The 16,108-nt window shown below is 67.8% G+C and carries 15 protein-coding genes; 9 read left to right on the plus strand and 6 right to left on the minus strand.

Going from position 1 to position 16,108, the window contains the following annotated elements; all coding sequences use genetic code 11:
• Positions 1-5: 5 nt before the first annotated feature.
• A complete protein-coding gene (gene ugpQ / locus CAL25_RS07550) occupies positions 6-755 on the minus strand; it encodes a glycerophosphodiester phosphodiesterase (protein WP_094799484.1) in 750 nt (249 codons plus the stop codon).
• 280 nt (positions 756-1,035) lie between these two features.
• On the opposite strand from ugpQ, the gene CAL25_RS07555 reads away from it, so the two are divergent.
• The gene (locus CAL25_RS07555) at positions 1,036-2,997 is read left to right on the plus strand and encodes a SurA N-terminal domain-containing protein (protein WP_094799318.1); all 1,962 of its coding nucleotides are present in this window, start codon (positions 1,036-1,038) and stop codon (positions 2,995-2,997) included.
• A 155-nt stretch (positions 2,998-3,152) separates the two neighbouring features.
• Here CAL25_RS07555 and CAL25_RS07560 read toward each other — a convergent pair whose 3' ends face one another.
• On the minus strand, positions 3,153-3,809 hold the full coding sequence (locus CAL25_RS07560) for an arylesterase (protein WP_170948423.1): 657 nt from the start codon (positions 3,807-3,809) through the stop codon (positions 3,153-3,155).
• On the opposite strand from CAL25_RS07560, the gene CAL25_RS07565 reads away from it, so the two are divergent.
• A complete protein-coding gene (locus CAL25_RS07565) occupies positions 3,808-4,479 on the plus strand; it encodes an ABC transporter ATP-binding protein (protein ID WP_170948424.1) in 672 nt (223 codons plus the stop codon). The genes CAL25_RS07560 and CAL25_RS07565 overlap by 2 nt on opposite strands.
• 25 nt (positions 4,480-4,504) lie before the next feature.
• Here CAL25_RS07565 and CAL25_RS07570 read toward each other — a convergent pair whose 3' ends face one another.
• Complete coding sequence (locus tag CAL25_RS07570; protein ID WP_094799320.1) at positions 4,505-5,503, minus strand: DMT family transporter; 999 nt, start codon at positions 5,501-5,503, stop codon at positions 4,505-4,507.
• A gap of 84 nt (positions 5,504-5,587) precedes the next feature.
• Between CAL25_RS07570 and CAL25_RS07575 the strand changes: the two genes are divergently transcribed.
• The 6 genes from CAL25_RS07575 (at position 5,588) to CAL25_RS07600 (ending at position 12,147) form a co-directional block, all read left to right on the plus strand.
• Positions 5,588-6,502: a LysR family transcriptional regulator gene (locus tag CAL25_RS07575; RefSeq protein ID WP_094799321.1), complete on the plus strand. Its 915-nt coding sequence runs from the start codon at positions 5,588-5,590 to the stop codon at positions 6,500-6,502.
• A gap of 345 nt (positions 6,503-6,847) precedes the next feature.
• Positions 6,848-7,891, plus strand: coding sequence for a TRAP transporter substrate-binding protein (locus CAL25_RS07580; RefSeq protein WP_094799322.1), 1,044 nt, complete (start codon positions 6,848-6,850; stop codon positions 7,889-7,891).
• 102 nt (positions 7,892-7,993) lie between these two features.
• Positions 7,994-8,614: a TRAP transporter small permease subunit gene (locus CAL25_RS07585; RefSeq protein ID WP_094799486.1), complete on the plus strand. Its 621-nt coding sequence runs from the start codon at positions 7,994-7,996 to the stop codon at positions 8,612-8,614.
• On the plus strand, positions 8,611-9,894 hold the full coding sequence (locus tag CAL25_RS07590) for a TRAP transporter large permease (protein ID WP_094799323.1): 1,284 nt from the start codon (positions 8,611-8,613) through the stop codon (positions 9,892-9,894). The genes CAL25_RS07585 and CAL25_RS07590 overlap by 4 nt, the downstream gene beginning before the upstream one ends.
• Positions 9,895-10,042: 148 nt before the next feature.
• Positions 10,043-10,723 (plus strand): DUF2848 domain-containing protein, encoded by a 681-nt coding sequence (locus CAL25_RS07595; RefSeq protein ID WP_094799324.1) that lies wholly within the window; start codon positions 10,043-10,045, stop codon positions 10,721-10,723.
• Between the two features lie 68 nt (positions 10,724-10,791).
• Positions 10,792-12,147 carry an amidase gene (locus CAL25_RS07600; protein WP_094799325.1) on the plus strand — a complete coding sequence of 452 codons (1,356 nt, stop codon included), beginning with the start codon at positions 10,792-10,794 and terminating at the stop codon, positions 12,145-12,147.
• Positions 12,148-12,245: 98 nt separating this feature from the next.
• Here the strand turns inward: CAL25_RS07600 and CAL25_RS07605 are convergent, their stop codons facing one another.
• Positions 12,246-13,199 carry an alpha/beta fold hydrolase gene (locus CAL25_RS07605; protein ID WP_094799326.1) on the minus strand — a complete coding sequence of 318 codons (954 nt, stop codon included), beginning with the start codon at positions 13,197-13,199 and terminating at the stop codon, positions 12,246-12,248.
• Between the two features lie 109 nt (positions 13,200-13,308).
• On the opposite strand from CAL25_RS07605, the gene CAL25_RS07610 reads away from it, so the two are divergent.
• A complete protein-coding gene (locus tag CAL25_RS07610; RefSeq protein WP_170948425.1) occupies positions 13,309-14,199 on the plus strand; it encodes a LysR family transcriptional regulator in 891 nt (296 codons plus the stop codon).
• Between the two features lie 114 nt (positions 14,200-14,313).
• Here CAL25_RS07610 and CAL25_RS07615 read toward each other — a convergent pair whose 3' ends face one another.
• Positions 14,314-15,615, minus strand: a complete 1,302-nt coding sequence (locus CAL25_RS07615; protein ID WP_094799328.1) for a TRAP transporter large permease — start codon at positions 15,613-15,615, stop codon at positions 14,314-14,316.
• Positions 15,608-16,108, minus strand: a complete 501-nt coding sequence (locus tag CAL25_RS07620) for a TRAP transporter small permease (RefSeq protein WP_094799329.1) — start codon at positions 16,106-16,108, stop codon at positions 15,608-15,610. The genes CAL25_RS07615 and CAL25_RS07620 overlap by 8 nt, the downstream gene beginning before the upstream one ends.

The raw sequence follows: 16,108 nt of genomic DNA on the forward strand, positions 1-16,108 counted from the left end.
GTGCCTCAGGCGGCGGGCCGGATCTGATCCAGCACGTCGGTGAAAATGCCGTCGATTCCCCAATCGAGCAGCTGGCGCGCGCGCGCCGGGTCGTTCACGGTCCAGGCCGCGATGCGGAAGCCGGCGGCATGCACGGCGTCGATCAACTCGGGGGTGGCATCCTTGTGGTTGATGTTGAGCGCCACGCACTCGTACTTGCGCAGGCGCGCCTCCCAATCGGCGGGCACGGCCTCGACCAGCAGGGCACGCGGCAGCTTCGGCGCCACCTGCCGGGCGACGGCCAGCGACGCCTCGGCAAATGAAGACAGCAGCGGCGCGACGTCGGCGCCCTCCCAATACTGGCTGCACAGCCGCGCCACGATGGCGCCGGTCTCGACCTCGCGGCCCGGGCAGGGCTTGATCTCGACATTGCAGGCGATGCCATTGGCGCGGGTGTAGCGTGCGACGGCGGCAAAACTCGGGATCGGCTCGCCTGCGTAGTCGGCCGAGTGCCAGCTGCCGGCGTCCAGCAGCGAGAGCTGCGTGTAGCTCAGGCCGGCGGCCGGGCCACGGCCGTCGCTGGTGCGGTCGACCGTGTCGTCATGCATCACGATGGCGACGTTGTCGGCCGAGAGTTTCACGTCGAACTCGAACATCGTGAAGCCTTGCGCCGCGCCCACGCGCATGGCGGCCAGCGTGTTCTCGGGAGCCAGGCGGCCACCGCCACGGTGCGCGATATAGGGGGAGTAGGGCCAGGCCGGCAGGGACGGGCGCAGGGAGGTCATGAACGACAGCCTCGGGATAGAAAAGTCAGCGGAATTCGTAACGCCGCGGCAGGGGCGGGCGCCGGGTACGCAAGCATACTCCGAACCCGCAGTTTATCCGGGGGCGGATGCTCTGGGCAGACGCCCCGGAGGTGGTAAACTCCGGCGGCTAACCGGTACGCAATCCTGCGGCAGGCCGGTTGATGGATTCGGGCGAAACGTTCGCCCTTTTTTATGCGTTTTCTTGGGGCCGGTCGCGGGGCTGCCCCAGAGCTTAGGCAACAGGGGTTCCATGTTTGAGACTATTCGCAACCATCGGCGTTGGCTGCAGTTCATCCTGCTGATTCTGATCGTGCCTTCGTTCGGGCTGGTTGGTATGTCCGGCTACGACAGCTTTGTGAGCCGGGATCCCGAGCTCGCCACGGTGGCAGGGCAAGCGATCACCCGCCCCGAGTTCGACGCGGCTCACCGCAACCAGCTCGAGCAATTCCGCCAGCGCATGGGCGCGCAGTTCGACCCGGCCGTGGTCGACACGCCGGCCATGCGCCAGCAACTGCTCGAGCAGCTGATCGACCAGCGCCTGCTGGCTCAGGTCGCGATCGACAACCGCTTCTCGGTGTCCGACGCCACGCTGCGCAACACCATTGCCGCGATCCCGCAGGTCCAGGACGAAGGCCGCTTCTCGCCCGAGCGCTACCGCCAGGTGCTGGCCGCGCAGGGCATGTCGCCCACCTCGTTCGAAAACGGCCTGCGCCGTGATCTGGCCGTGGCCCGCGTGCTCGAGCCCGTCGGCACCACCGCGCGCCTGCCCGGCGAAGTGGTGGGCAGCCTGCAGCAGGCCCTGTCGCAACAGCGCACGCTGCAACTGCGCGTCTTCACCGCCGAAGACTTCCGCTCCAAGGTCACCGTCACGCCGGAAGACATCCAGACCTGGTACGACGCCAATCAGGAATCGCTGCGCGTGCCCGAGCAGGTGCAGGCCCAGTACCTCGTGCTCGACGAAGCCGCCGCCACGCAGGGCGTGCAGGTCAGCGACGCCGACGTCACCGCCTACTACGAGCAAAACAAAAACCGCTTCGGCACGCCCGAACAGCGTCGCGCCAGCCACATCCTGATCCAGGTGCCCTCGGGCGCCAACGAGCAGACCCGCAAGGATGCGGAAGCCAAGGCCAAGACCATCGCCGCCGAAGCGGCCGCCAACCCCGCCGGCTTCGCCGAGCTCGCCAAGAAAGAGTCGCAGGATGCCGGCTCGGCCGCCACGGGTGGCGACCTGGGCTGGATTTCCGGCAACGCGGTGCCCGCCGAGCTCATCAAGGCCGTCGCCGGCCTGGCCAAGGATCAGGTGTCGGACGTGGTGCGCAGCCCCTACGGCTACCACATCCTCAAGCTGACCGACCTCAAGGAAGGTCAGGCCAAGCCGCTGGCCGAGGTGCGTGAGCAGATCACCACGGAAATCCGCCGCCAGATCGCCGCGACCCGCTTTGCCGAGATGGCCACCAAGATGAACACGCTAGTCTACGACACGCGCGACAATCTGCAGCCCACCGCCGACGCGCTCGGCCTGAAGCTGCGCAGCGCCGCCGGCATCACCCGCACGGGCCTGCTGTCGGCCGAACAGGCCGGCCCGGGCGCCGCCGCGACCAGCGCCGATGCGCAGCTGCTCGACAACCCGCGCGTGCGTCAGGTGCTGTTCTCGCCCGAGGTTCTGCGCGACAAGCTCAACTCCGGCGTGATCACGCTCTCGCCCGACACCATGGTCGCCGTGCGCGTGGCCCAGGTCACGCCGTCGCAGATTCCGCCGCTCGACAAGGTGCGCGACGCGATCCGTGCCCGTCTGACCGACGAGCGTGCCGCCGCTGCCGCCAAGGAAGCCGGCGAGGCCGCCCTGAAGGCCGCGCAGGCCGCCCCGCAGACGGTTCCCGAAGGTTTCGGCGAGGCCATGACCGTGTCGCGTCAGGCGCCGCTGAATCTGCCGCGCCCGGTGCTCGATCTGGTCATGCGCCAGCCCGCCGGTTCGCTGCCCGCTTATGGCGGCGCCGCCGTGGGCGTGGACTACGTCGTGGTGCGGGTCGAGAAGATCGAGCCGGGCACCGCGCCCGAGCAGGATCGCGACATGCTGGCGCGCCAGCTGAGCGGTGCCTGGGGCGAAGCCGAAGACCAGGCCGTGCTCAAGATGCTGCGCGAGGCCTACAAGGTGCAGACCCTGCCGGGCGCCAACGACGCCATCAAGGGCGAAGCCACCGCCGAAGGTTGAGTGCGGCGAGTCGGGGCCGCACGGCCCCGGCCCTGGCCCGTTCCCGCCAGCCAAAAAAATGCCGGCCCCGACGAGGGGCCGGCTTTTTTTTGACCGCGCTGGCTTCGGCGCGGCTCGGGCGCGCGCCCGGTGGCACCGACGCCGCAAACTCCGGATCAGCCCTTCGACGCCTTGAGCAAGGGCTCGAGCTCGGGCCAGACGTTCTCGAGCAACGCCGGCTGCGCGGCCTCGTTGGGATGAATGCCGTCGGCCTGGAACATGGCGCGGTCGGTGGCCATGCCATCCATGAAGAAGGGCACCAGGCGGGTCTGTTCGTCCTGGGCCACGCGCGAGAAGAGCTGCCCGAAGCGCTGGGCGTAGTCGCGCCCGTAGTTGGGCGGGATCTGCATGCCCAGGATCAGCACTTGCGCGCCGGCCTTCTGCGAGGCCGTCGTCATGGTGCGCAGGTTTTTCTCGGTCATGTCGAGCGGCAGGCCGCGCAGCGCGTCGTTGGCGCCCAGCTCGAGCACGACGATGCCGGGCTTGTGCTCGCGCAACAGCGCGGGCAGGCGCGCCACGCCGCCACTGGTGGTGTCGCCGCTGATGCTGGCATTGACGACGCGGTAGTTGGGGTATTGTTCGGATAGCCGCTGTATCAGCAGCGGGACCCAGCCGGTGCCACGCTTGATGCCATATTCGGCCGACAGACTGTCACCGACCACGACGATGGTGTTTGGGGAACTGGCGGGCTGGGCCTGGGTCTGAGCCAGGGTGGCCGGCACGGCCGCCGCCGTCATGACTGTCGCAACGAGTACACGGAAAAATAGGCGCATGGATAGCAAGAACTCGATCGAAGTGAAGGGGTTGGGCAAAGTGGTCGCTGACGCGGGCGGCGAGCTGGCCATCCTCGATGGCATCGATTTTACGGTGCAGGCCGGTGCCGCCCTTGCCATCACCGGCAGCTCCGGCTCCGGCAAGTCCACCTTGTTGGGACTGCTGGCGGGCCTGGATGTTCCCTCGGCCGGCAGTGTGCAGCTGGCCGGGCAGGATTTGTTCGCGCTCGACGAAGACGGCCGCGCGCGCCTGCGTGCCAATCATGTGGGCTTCGTGTTTCAGTCGTTCCAGCTGCTGCCCAACCTCACCGCCCTCGAAAACGTGATGCTGCCGCTGGAGCTCTCGGGCGAGCCCGCGCGGGGCGCGGCACAGGCCATGCTCGAACGCGTGGGCCTGGGCGCTCGTCTGCACCACTACCCGCGCACGCTGTCCGGCGGAGAGCAGCAGCGGGTCTCGCTGGCGCGGGCGTTCGTGGTGCAGCCCGATCTGCTGTTCGCCGACGAGCCCACCGGCAGCCTGGACGCCGCCACGGGCGCGACCGTGATCGACCTGATGTTCGACCTGCATCGTGAGCACGGCACCACGCTGGTGCTGGTGACCCACGATCAGGATCTGGCGGCCCGCTGCGGCCAGCAGCTGGTGCTGGCAGGCGGCCGGCTGGCCGCCTGAGGGTGTGTGCGGTCCGGGCTGGCGCTCAGGCCCGGGCGGTGGCGCGTGCCTGGGCCCGGCGGCCGCGGCGCCATTCGAGCACGCCGATCACGATGCCGCTGGCGCAGATGATGCCGATGCCGAGCCAGGTGAGGCCGTCCGGGAAGTGATCCCAGAATAGCCAGCCCACGGCGGTGGCGCTCACGATTTGCAGATAAACGAATGGCGCGAGCATCGATGCCGCGGCATTGCGATAGGCGCCGATCTGCAGCAAGTGTCCGAGGGCACCCCAGAAGCCCGTGGAGATCAGCAGCACCCAGTTGCCGAAGCTCAGCTCGCGCAGCACGGGCAGGGCCGCCGGCAGCGTGACCGGCAGGGCCAGCGTGAGGCACAGCGTGCCGACCGCGCCGCTCCAGATCAGGGTGGTGTAGGGATCGTCGGTCGCGACGCGCCGGGTGGCGATGAACTGCGCCGCGAAACAGCAGGCGGTGAGCAGGCCGAACATCACACCCACCGGATGCAGCCCGCCGCCGGGGCGGATGATGATGAGCACACCGACGAACGCCACGCCACAGGCCACCCAGCGCGAGATGCGCGGGGGCTCCTTGAGCACCCAGGGCGCGATCGACAGCACGATCAGCGGGGCGAGGAAGTTGATCGCCGTGGCTTCGGCCTGCGGCAGATAGGTGAGGGTGGTGAAGAACACCAGGGTGGCGAGGAACATCGCGCCGCCCCGCAGCAACTGATCGCGCGGACGCTTGGCGCGCACGATGCGCCAGCCGCGCGTGGGCACGACCAGCCCGAGCACCAGCACCAGATGCACCACGTAACGCACCCAGCACAGAATGAAGAGCGGCACGCCGGCCGCCATCACCCATTTGCCGCTGGCATCGAGCCCGGACAGAACCCACATCGACATCACCAGCAACCCGATGCCCAGCAGGGTGCGGGTGGGCGCGGCAGTGGGGGTGGCCGTGCCGGGCGTCGCTACGCCGGGCGTCGCGACGCCTTGTGGCTTGGCCAGGCCGGTCTGGGCCGGGGGCATGCGTGTCTCCTCGGTGGGACGAGATATTGGAAGCTTAGGCCGTGCAAGGCGATCATGATACGCTCATCGCCTTCGGATGAGCTCATGATAGACCTGCGACAGATCGAGACCTTCTTCTGGGTGGCCACCCTCGGCAGCTTCCGCGCCGCCTCCGAGAAGCTCAACACCACTCAGCCTGCGATCTCGCAGCGCATCGCTTCGCTCGAAGAAGACCTCGGCGTGCGCCTGTTCGAGCGCGATGCGCGCGGCGTCACGCTCACCGGCAAGGGCCACGAGCTCCTGTCACACGCCGAGCGCATGCTGCAGGTGCGCAGCGACATGCTCGAGGCCGCTCGCGCCCAGAACGTCATGAGTGGCCGCGTCCGCATTGGCGTGGCCGAGACCATCGTGCAGACCTGGCTGCCCGAGCTGCTCGAAGCCGTGCATGCCGCGCACCCCGCGCTGGTGCTCGAGATCGAAGTCGACACCTCCAATGTGTTGCGCGCGCAACTGATCGGACGTCAGATCGACGTGGCCTTTCTGATGGGGCCCATTCTCGAAGACCGCATGGAGAATCTGCCGCTCTGCACCTATCCGCTGGCATGGGTCGCCAGTCCGTCGCTCGACCTCGGGCCCGGGCCGCTCACGCTCGAATGCATGGGCCGTCATCCCATCATCACCTATCCTTCGGCGAGCGAGCCGTATCGCATGGTGCGCGATATGTTGATGCGCGCCGGCGTCAAGGCGCCGCGCATGTACGGCAGCGCCTCGCTGTCGATGGTGGTGCGCATGGCCGCCGACGGCATGGGATCGAGCGTGATCGCGCCGATCTTTCTCGACAAGGAGCTCGCGCGTGGCGAGCTCTGCGTGCTCGACGTGCAGGCCGACCCCTTGCCCGGCCTGTCGTTCACCGCCACCTGGATGCAAGGGCCCGACAGCCACGCCGCGCGCGCGGTGGCGCAGATGGCGCAGGCCGTCGCGGCGCGTCATGGCGGCTCGGTGGACCCCGCGGCCACCTAGGGATTTCCCGTGGGCGGCGCGCGCAGGCGCGTCGCGCCCGGTCCGTCCCGCGATTCCCCTCTTATCGCCGAAACCCGCGCCAGCATTGGCGCTGCGGGCATTTGGCCGGCCGGGATCGAGCCACCCTTAAGAGGAATTTATACCTCCTCCTCCAAACTAATGATTGGCTCTGGCGCGGGGGCTGCGGTGCAATGGCCCCGCCAACTGGCCGGTCGTGTGCCGGTGGGGCAGGGGAAGCCAGCATCGCGCACGCGCGGCGCTCCCTCCAAGCAAGATCAATCCACGGCGCCACGGGCAGCGGGGCCCGGCGCCCATTCGAAATCCCGCTTGCAAGGAGAAGTTCACATGAAGCACATTCTGATCGCGGCCGCGCTGGCCATCGGCGCCGCAGGCGCCGCCCAGGCGCAGGATCTGCCCAAGACCCAGCTCAAGGTCGTGGGTGGTCTGTCGAACCTGACGGCCTACAACGACTACGAAAAGCCGTTCTGGACCAAGACCATTCCCGAACAATCGAAGGGGCAGGTGACCGCGGACATCAAGGGCTTCAATGAAATGGGCCTCAAGGGTCCTGAGCTGATGCGCCTGATGTCGCAAGGCGTGATCGAGTTCGGTACCGCCACGCTCTCGTACTTCGCCAGCGACAACCCCATCAACGAAGCCATCGACCTGGCCGGCCTCGCGCCCGACGTCAAGACCGCGCGCGAAGTCACCGACGCGTTCGAGCCGGTCTACGCCCGTCTGTATGGCGAAGGCGCCAACGTCAAGCTGCTCGGCATCTCGACCTACCCGGCACAGGTGCTGTTCTGCAACGCCACCATCAACGGCCTGGCCGACATCAAGGGCAAGAAGGTTCGCACCAGCAGCCGCACGACGGCCGAGTTCGTCGAAGCGCTGGGCGGCACCAGCGTGACCATGGCCTTCGGCGAAGTGGTGCCGGCACTGCAGAACAAGGTGGTGGACTGCGCCATCACCGGCTCGCTGTCGGGTTACTCGGCCAAGTGGTACGAAGTGTCGACCCACCTGTACGCGCTGCCCATCAACTGGAACCAGCAGATCCACGCCGTGAACCAGAAGGCCTGGGACAAGCTGGATCCCAAGGTGCGCACGTTCCTGCAGGCCCAGGTCAAGGGCCTGGTCGACCAGATCTGGGAAGCGGCCGCGCGCCAGACCCAGGAAGGCTATGACTGCAACACCGGCGCCGCCGCCTGCACGCAAGCCGTCAAGGGCAAGATGGTCCTGGTGCAACCCACCGATGCCGACCGCGCGCTGCTCAAGAAGGTCCTGAACGACGCCGTGCTGCCCAAGTGGGCCGCCCGTTGCTCGGCGCAATGCGTCAAGGACTTCAACGAGACGATCGGCACCAAGATCGGCCTGCAAGCCAAGAAGTAATCCGCTTGATCCAAGGTGGATGCGCGCCGGTGCGAATCGGTGCGCGCGTCGCCCGCTGGGCCGCGCCGCGGCATGCGGGCGACGTTCTACCCGGAGGACATCATGAATCAGAAAGAAAAATTCGCCTTGCTCGGCGCGCTGCTGCGGCGCGCCGAAGGGCTCTCTCGCGTGGCGGTATGGGTGGGCGGCGCGCTCACCATCGCCAGTGTCCTGCTCATCTCGTTCGACGTGCTGGCACGCAAGTTCGCCGGCATCACGATGGGCGGCGCGGACGAGCTGTCGAGCTACGCGTTCGCCATCAGCACGTCGTGGGCGTTGGCCTTCGCCACGCTGCAACGCGCCAACGTGCGTGTGGATGTGGTCTACCAGTATCTGCCGGTGCGCGTGTCCGCGCTGCTGGACTGGATTTCGCTGGTGGCGTTGGCCGTGTTCATGGTCGCGCTGTCGTACTACGCCTTCGACGTCGTGCATACATCCTGGCTGCAGAAAGCCACCGCCAATACGCCGCTCGCCACCCCGTTGTGGCTGCCGCAGGGGCTGTGGCTGCTGGGTCTGTTCTGGATGTGCATCACCGTCGCCTTGATGCTGCTGCGCGCCAGCGCCGCGCTCGTCACCGGCGACATCGAACTGGTGAAGCAAATCTGCGGCGTGCGTTCGGCGCAGGAAGAGGCCGAGGAAGAAGCGGCCGCCGGTGAGCGTATGGTCAAGGGAGGCCAGGCATGATCTCGACCACACTTATTCTGCTTTTGGTGCTGATCGGGATCTCCATTCCCGTCGGCGCCGCCCTGGGCGTGCTCGGGCTGATCCTCGACCCGATGTTCTCCATGCTGCCGCTCACGCGCGCCATGGGCGAGCTGGCGTGGAGCACCAACAACGAGTTCCTCCTCGTGGCGATTCCGTTGTTCATCATGCTCGGAGAGGTGCTGCTGCGCGCTGGCTTCGCCGAGAAGATGTACAGCGCAATGGCACTGTGGCTGTCGTGGCTGCCGGGCGGTCTCATGCATGCCAACATCGGTGCATCGACGCTGTTCTCGGCCACCTCCGGCTCGTCGGTCGCGACCGCCGCCACGGTGGGTACCGTCGCCATCCCGCAAATCAAGAAGTACGGCTACAACGAGCCCCTCTTCCTGGGCAGTCTGGCCGCGGGCGGCACGCTCGGTATCCTAATCCCGCCCTCGATCAACCTCGTGATCTATGGCGTCCTGACGAACTCGTCGGTGCCCAAGCTGTATCTGGCCGGCATCATCCCGGGTTTCCTGATGGCGGCGCTGTTCATGCTGACCGTGGTGGTGGCCTGCATGTTCAAGCCGTCGTGGGGCGGCAAGAAGATCCAGGCCAGCTGGGGCGAGCGTATCGCGAGCCTGATTCACCTCGGCCCGCCGCTGGGCATCTTCCTGCTGGTCGTGGGTTCGATCTACGCCGGCCTGGCGACGCCGACCGAAGCCGCCGCGCTGGGCGTGCTGGGCGCGCTGATCCTGGCCGCCTGGTTCCGCCGTCTGACCTGGACCATGCTGCGCGAGGCCATCGAAGGCACGATGCGTTCGACCGCCATGATCATGCTGATCGTGCTGGCCGCGGGCTTCCTGAACTTCGTGTTGTCCGCGACCGGCGTGACCGATGCGCTGACGCAATCGATCACGAATCTCGGCCTGTCGCCCGCCATGATGCTGCTCATCATCATCGTGTTCTATCTGGTGCTGGGTTGCTTCATGGAAACGCTGTCGATGATGATCACCACGATCCCCATCGTGGCGCCCATCATGATCGGCCTGGGCTACGACCCGATCTGGCTCGGCATTCTCATCATCGTGCTGGTCGAGGCCGCGCTGATCACCCCGCCCGTGGGTCTGAACCTGTTCGTCGTGCAGAGCCTGCGCAAGAGCGGTTCCATGACGGCGGTGATCAACGGCGCGCTGCCGTTCGTGGCCGCAATGTTCGTGATGCTGGCGTTGCTGGCGCTCTTCCCGGGCCTGGCGCTCTGGTTGCCGCAAGTCTTCAGTTGATCGTCACGGGGCGCCGCCTGCGCGGCGCCCCGTCTTCCGGCGCCGCGCGAGCGGCGCTTCGTTTTCCCCGGACACGGCGCATGCGGTGTCCGTTCCAGATACCCCGGGCGCGCCCGTCGGCGCGCCGCTCACGTTGTGCAGGTGCTATATGAAAGCGAGTTTCCAAGTCCAGGGCGCCGATGCCCGCACCATCGACATCGATTTCGACCAACTCGTGGTGGCTGGCTGGGCCGGCCGTGACCGCGACGCCATCGAACACCACATCGAAGAGCTGGCCGCGCTGGGCGTGCCGCGTCCCAGCACCGTCCCGCTCTACTACCGCATTGCCGAAAACCAGCTGACCCAGGCCGCGCAGGTCCAGGCGCTGGGCGAAGAATCGTCGGGCGAAGCCGAAACCTTCGTGTTCAAGTTCGGCGGCGAGCTGTATGTCAGCCTGGCCTCCGACCACACCGACCGCAAGCTCGAAGCCGTGAGCGTGGCCTTCTCGAAGCAGACCTGCGTGAAGCCCGTGGCCCGCGAGGCCTGGCGTCATGCCGAGGTGGCCGGCCACTGGGACGAGCTGGTGCTGCGCGCCTACATCGTCGAAGGCGGCAAGGAAGTGCTGTATCAGGACGGCACCCTGGCCAGCCTGCAGAATCCGCTCGACCTGATCCGTGGCTATGCCGGCGAGGCCGGCCTGGCCGAGGGCACGGGCATGACCTGCGGCACCGTGGCCGCGATCGGCGGTATCCGCCCGTCCACGACCTTCATCATGGAGTTGCATGACCCGCGTCTGGGCCGTACGCTTCGCCATCGCTATGATGTGACGACGCTGCCCGTCGTGGCCTGATCCGGACAGCCTCTGTCGCGTTTCCGATACCGATCATCCAGCTTGCCGCGCGAGCGGCTACCGCCACCATGTATCCCACGCTCACCGACTCCCAGCGCGCCCTGCAAGACGGGCGCACCACCTCCGCCGAACTGACCGAGGCCGCGCTCGCGCGGGCCGCCGATCCGGCCGGCGAGGGCGCCCGCGTCTTCACGCAGCTTTACGCCGAACAGGCGCGTGCCGCCGCCCGTGCCAGCGACACGCTGCGCGCGGCCGGCCTGGCCCGTTCGCCGATCGAGGGCCTGCCCATTTCGATCAAGGACCTGTTCGACGTGACCGGCGGCACCACGCTGGCCGGCTCGGTGGCGCGCGAGGGCGCGCCCGCCGCCACCCGCGACGCGGTCGTGGTGGAACGCCTGCGCGCCGCCGGTGCGGTGCTGGTGGGCCGCACCAACATGAGCGAGTTCGCCTACTCGGGCCTGGGTCTGAATCCGCATTACGGCACGCCGCGCAATCCCTGGGATCGCGCCACGGGCCGCATCTCGGGCGGATCCTCGTCCGGCGCCGCGATCTCGGTGACCGACGGCATGGCCCTGGCCGGTATCGGCTCGGACACTGGCGGTTCGGTGCGCATCCCCTCGGCGCTGTGCGGCCTCACGGGCTTCAAGCCCAGCGCCCAGCGTGTCTCGATGGAAGGCGTGCTGCCGCTGTCGGTCAATCTGGACTCGATCGGTCCGCTGGCCGCCAGCGTGCGCGACTGCGCGATCCTCGACGCCATCCTGGCCGGCGAAGATCCCGCCGACGTCCCGCAGGCCGCCCGTCTGCGTGGTCTGCGCCTGGCCCTGCCCGTGACGATCGTGCTCGACGGCATGGACGATCACGTCAAGGCCACCTTCGATGCCGCCGTCACGCGCCTGGTCGCGGCCGGCGTGCAGATCGACGAGATCGAGGTGCCCGAGTTCGCGAAACTGGCCGAGATCAACAGCAAGGGCGGTTTCACCGCTTCCGAAGCCTGGGCCTGGCATCGCGAGCTGCTCGAGCGCGCTGGCGACAAGTACGATCCGCGCGTGCGTACCCGCATCCTGCGCGGCAAGGAGATGTCGGCGGCCGACTTCATCGACCTGCTGGAAGCGCGCAAGCGCTGGATCGCGGGCGTGTCGGCGCGCATGGCCGGCTACGATGCGCTGCTGATGCCCACGGTGCCGGTGGTCGCACCCGAGATTGCGCCGCTCGAGGCCAACGACGAGCAGTTCGGCAGCACCAACCTGCTGATCCTGCGCAATCCCACCTTCATCAACTTCCTGGATGGCTGCTCGCTGTCGCTGCCGTGCCATGCGCCCGGCACCGCGCCCGTGGGCCTGATGGTCTCCGCGCTCAACGGCGCCGACCGCCGCGTGCTCGAGATCGGGCTGGCCATCGAGGCGCTGCTGGCCGCTCAGGGCTGAGCCCGGGGCGCGACCCACGCGCGCGTCATACACGAAGCCCGCCGGAAGCGATTCCGGCGGGCTTTTTGTCGGGTGCGGTATGAGGCCGGGAGCGGGTGTCAGCCCAGGAAGGCGCGCAGTTGCGCGACCAGGAACTCCGGCGCCTCTTCGGGCACATAGTGGCCGCAGGGCGCGATCACGCCGGTCACGTCGTCGGCCACACGGCTCAGCATGGTCTCCATCATGCCGCCCAGCGCCGCCTCGCCGCCCATGGCCAGGACCGGCATCGTGAGCCGCGCACGCGCGTGGGCGCGGTTCTGCTCCATGTCCTGGAACAGCGCGCGGTAGTAGCTCGCGCCCGCGCGCCAGCCGCCCAGCCCGCCGTAGCAGCGTGCGTATTCGTCCAGCGCGTGCGGCTCGATCCATTGCACCCCGGCGCTCTTGGACTGAAACAACCAGCCGAGGAACTCGCGCTCACGGCCGGTCAGCAGCGCTTCGGCGAGATCGGGCATGGCGAAGAAGTAGAAATGCCAGTTCTTGCTGATGCGCTGCGGTTCGAAGGCATAGGCCTCCGGCGGCGTGAGGCCGGGTATCGTGGCGTCGATGAGCGCGAGCTTGTTCAGGGTATGGCCGTGGCGGCTGGCGTAGGCGTAGCCGATCCACACGCCCACGTCGTGACCCACGTAGTGAAAACGGTCCCAGCCCAGGGATTGCGTGAACGCGTGCAGGCGGTCCGCCGCGGCGTCGGTGTCGTAGCCGCCCGGCGGCCGGTCGGAGTCGCCCAGGCCGGGCGGGTCGATCGCCACCACGGTGTAATGCCGCGCCAGCGCGCGCATGGTCTTGCGCCAGGCATACCAGGTCTGCGGCCAGCCGGGCACCAGCAGCACCGGTTCGCCCTGGCCGCCGATCACGTAGTGCAGCCGCTGGCCCGGCTCACCCTGCATGCGATGTTCGAAGTGCGGGCCGGGCTCGTTCAGCCGGCGGCTCGCCCGGTGGGCGCCGCCGTCGTCGCGCGCGCCGGCCAGGGCGGCGCTCAGCGCATCGGTGAGCAGGTCGGTGGCGGCGTAAGTCATGGATGCATCCAGGTCGTCATATCGCCTTCGATGCTAGCGGCAGGCGCGCGAGAGATCATCGGCGCTGGCGTAATATCACTCATCACTGTCCGTGATGAATGGAGCCGGCATGGACCTCGATCTACGAACCCTGCGCATCTTCGTGAAGGTGGCGGAACTGCGCAGCTTCGTGCGCGCCGCGGAGGCGCTGGCCATCACGCAAGCCGGCGCGAGCAATGCGCTCAAGCGGCTGGAGGCGCAGCTGGGCACGGCGCTGTTGTTGCGCACCACGCGCAGCGTGAGCCTCACGCTCGATGGCGAGGCCTTCTATCACCGCTGCCGGCAGGTGCTGGCCGACCTCGAAGAGGCCACGCAGGTGCTCACGCGCGCGCGGCGCAAGCCGGCGGGCCTGCTGCGGTTGAGCCTGCCATCCTCGTTCGGCCGGCACTGCGTGGTGCCGGCGCTGGGCGAGTTCCAGGCCCGGTATCCCAAGGTCGAGGTGGATGTGGGCATCACCGATCGCGAGGTGGATCTGGTGCAAGAGGGCGTGGACGTGGCCGTGCGCTTCGGGCCCTTGCAAGACTCGAGCCTGATCGCGCGGCCGCTGCGCCGGGTGCGGCGGCGGCTGGTGGCCGCGCCGGCCTATGTCGCGAAGCACGGCACGCCCGTCACGCTCGACGATCTGGCCGCGCACAATGGCCTCGCGCTCACCTATCACGAGACCGGCCGGCCGCGCCGCTGGCGCTTTCAGATCAACGGCGAGCCTTGCGCGCACGCGCCGGTCGGCACGATGCGCATGAACGACAGCCACGCGCTCCTCGCGGCCGTGCGCGCCGGATTCGGCATTGCCCAGATTCACGACTATTACGTGCAGGACGACCTTGCCGAGGGGCGCCTGGTTTCGCTGCTGGACAGCATCGAGCCGGTGCCGGACGAGCTCTTCATCGTGTACCCGAAGTCGCGGCATCTGTCGCCGCGCGTACGGGTGTTCGTCGACTTTCTGGTGACGGCGCTGCGCTGATAGGGGCGCGGGGCAAGCGTGCGCGCGCCCGAACCTATTCGGCCGTGCAACGAAAAAGCCCCCTGACCGTTGCGGTGCAGGGGGCTCGTGTTCAGCCGAAGGCGAAGCAGCGGCTCAGAGCGTCATCTTCGTGGGCAGCCAGGTGGCGATGCCCGGGATGAAGTAGAGCAGCAGCACCGCCACGATCATCAGGAAGAACATCGGCAGGGACACCTTCGCGACGTACGGCAGCTCGCGGCCCGTCATGCCCGAGAGCACGAACAGGTTGAAGCCCACCGGCGGGGTGATCTGTGCCATCTCGACCACGAACACGATGAAGATGCCGAACCAGATCAGGTCGATACCGGCACTCTGCACGGTGGGCAGCAGCACGCCCATGGTCAGCACCACGATGGAGATGCCATCGAGGAAGCAGCCGAGGATGATGAAGAACACCATCAGCGCCATGATCAGGCCGAATTGCGACAGACCGAGCCCGCCGATCCATTCCGCGAGCGCGCGCGGCAGGCCGATATAGCCCATCGCCAGCGTGAGGAATTGCGCTCCCGCCAGGATCAGCGCGATCATGCAGTACAACCGGGTCGCGCCCAGCAGCGACTGCATGAAGGTGCTGCGCGAGAGCGAGCCCTGCAGGCCGGACAGCAGCAATGCGCCGACCACGCCCACCCCGGCCGCCTCGGTGGCGGTGGCCACGCCGGTGTAGATCGAGCCGAGCACGGCGCCGATCAGCAACATGACCGGGATCAGATGGCGCGATTGCTTGAGCTTCTGGCCCAGGGTCATGCCGGGATCGGCGGCGGGCACTTGCTCCGGATTGCGCAGGCCCCACCAGGCGATGTAGCCCATGAAGAGCAGCGCCAGCACAATGCCCGGCACGATGCCGGCGATGAAGAGCCGCGCGATCGACACGTCGGCCGCCACCCCATAGACGATCATGATGATCGAGGGCGGGATGAGCAGGCCCAGCGTGCCGGCGCCCGACAGGGTGCCGAGGATCTTGGACTCGGGATAACCGCGGCGCGTGAGCTCCGGGATGGTCATCTTGCCCACCGTGGCCACGGTGGCCGCCGACGACCCCGACACGGCCGCGAAGATGGCGCAGCCGATGACGTTGGTGTGCAGCAGACGACCGGGCAGGCGGTTGAGCCAGGGCGCGAGGCCGCGGAACAGGTCTTCGGAGAGCCGGGTGCGGAACAGGATCTCGCCCATCCACAGGAACAGCGGCAGGGCGGTGAGGGTCCAGGACGACGAGGCGCCCCAGATCGTGACGGCCATGGCATCGCCCGCGGGGCGGCTGGAGAAGAGCTCCATGCCGATCCAGGCGGTGCCGGCCAGGGTCAGCCCGACCCACACGCCGCAACCGAGCAGCGCGAAGATCGAGACGACCAGCATCGTGATGACGAAAATTTCACTCATAGGTCTGCTGCGAAGTGGGGGCGGCGTGACCGCGGATGCGGCGGACCAGTTCATCGACGAGCGCAATGAAGAACAGCACCGTGCCGATGGCCATGCTCAGTTGCGGGATCCAGAGGGGCGTGGCGTCGTTGGAGGTGGACACGTCGTTGAACGTGTGCGAATCCAGCGTGAGCTTCACGCTGAAGAACGCAAAGGCCGCCGCGAGCAGCACGCCGGCCGCCAGCGCGAAAATGTCGAGGCCGCGGCTGGCGCCCGGTTTGAGCGAATTGAGCAGCAGTGTGACGCGGATGTGTTCGCCATGCTTGAACGTGCTGGCCAGGGACAGGAAGCCCGCGGCGGCCATGAAATAGCCGGCGTAGGCGTCCGTGCCCGGGATGTTCCATTCGAACTGGCGGGCCAGGATGGCCGCCAGTACCGACACCAGCACACCGATGGTGCAAAAGCCGGCCAGCAGGCCGGCGGCACCGTACAGCGTATCGAGAAAGCGGCGCAT

The organism is Bordetella genomosp. 5 (genome assembly GCF_002261315.1).
Taxonomy (GTDB): domain Bacteria; phylum Pseudomonadota; class Gammaproteobacteria; order Burkholderiales; family Burkholderiaceae_B; genus Bordetella.

Excerpts from the sequence above, each read along its gene's own strand:
- CAL25_RS07605 (WP_094799326.1), bottom strand. The coding sequence starts at position 13,199 with ATGACTTACGCCGCCACCGACCTGCTCACCGATGCGCTGAGCGCCGCC.
- CAL25_RS07560 (WP_170948423.1), bottom strand. The coding sequence starts at position 3,809 with ATGCGCCTATTTTTCCGTGTACTCGTTGCGACAGTCATGACGGCGGCG.
- CAL25_RS07610 (WP_170948425.1), top strand. The coding sequence starts at position 13,309 with ATGGACCTCGATCTACGAACCCTGCGCATCTTCGTGAAGGTGGCGGAA.
- CAL25_RS07600 (WP_094799325.1), top strand. The coding sequence starts at position 10,792 with ATGTATCCCACGCTCACCGACTCCCAGCGCGCCCTGCAAGACGGGCGC.
- CAL25_RS07570 (WP_094799320.1), bottom strand. The coding sequence starts at position 5,503 with ATGCCCCCGGCCCAGACCGGCCTGGCCAAGCCACAAGGCGTCGCGACG.
- CAL25_RS07575 (WP_094799321.1), top strand. The coding sequence starts at position 5,588 with ATGATAGACCTGCGACAGATCGAGACCTTCTTCTGGGTGGCCACCCTC.
- CAL25_RS07590 (WP_094799323.1), top strand. The coding sequence starts at position 8,611 with ATGATCTCGACCACACTTATTCTGCTTTTGGTGCTGATCGGGATCTCC.
- CAL25_RS07555 (WP_094799318.1), top strand. The coding sequence starts at position 1,036 with ATGTTTGAGACTATTCGCAACCATCGGCGTTGGCTGCAGTTCATCCTG.
- CAL25_RS07595 (WP_094799324.1), top strand. The coding sequence starts at position 10,043 with ATGAAAGCGAGTTTCCAAGTCCAGGGCGCCGATGCCCGCACCATCGAC.
- CAL25_RS07585 (WP_094799486.1), top strand. The coding sequence starts at position 7,994 with ATGAATCAGAAAGAAAAATTCGCCTTGCTCGGCGCGCTGCTGCGGCGC.
- CAL25_RS07565 (WP_170948424.1), top strand. The coding sequence starts at position 3,808 with ATGGATAGCAAGAACTCGATCGAAGTGAAGGGGTTGGGCAAAGTGGTC.
- CAL25_RS07615 (WP_094799328.1), bottom strand. The coding sequence starts at position 15,615 with ATGAGTGAAATTTTCGTCATCACGATGCTGGTCGTCTCGATCTTCGCG.
- CAL25_RS07620 (WP_094799329.1), bottom strand. The coding sequence starts at position 16,108 with ATGCGCCGCTTTCTCGATACGCTGTACGGTGCCGCCGGCCTGCTGGCC.
- CAL25_RS07580 (WP_094799322.1), top strand. The coding sequence starts at position 6,848 with ATGAAGCACATTCTGATCGCGGCCGCGCTGGCCATCGGCGCCGCAGGC.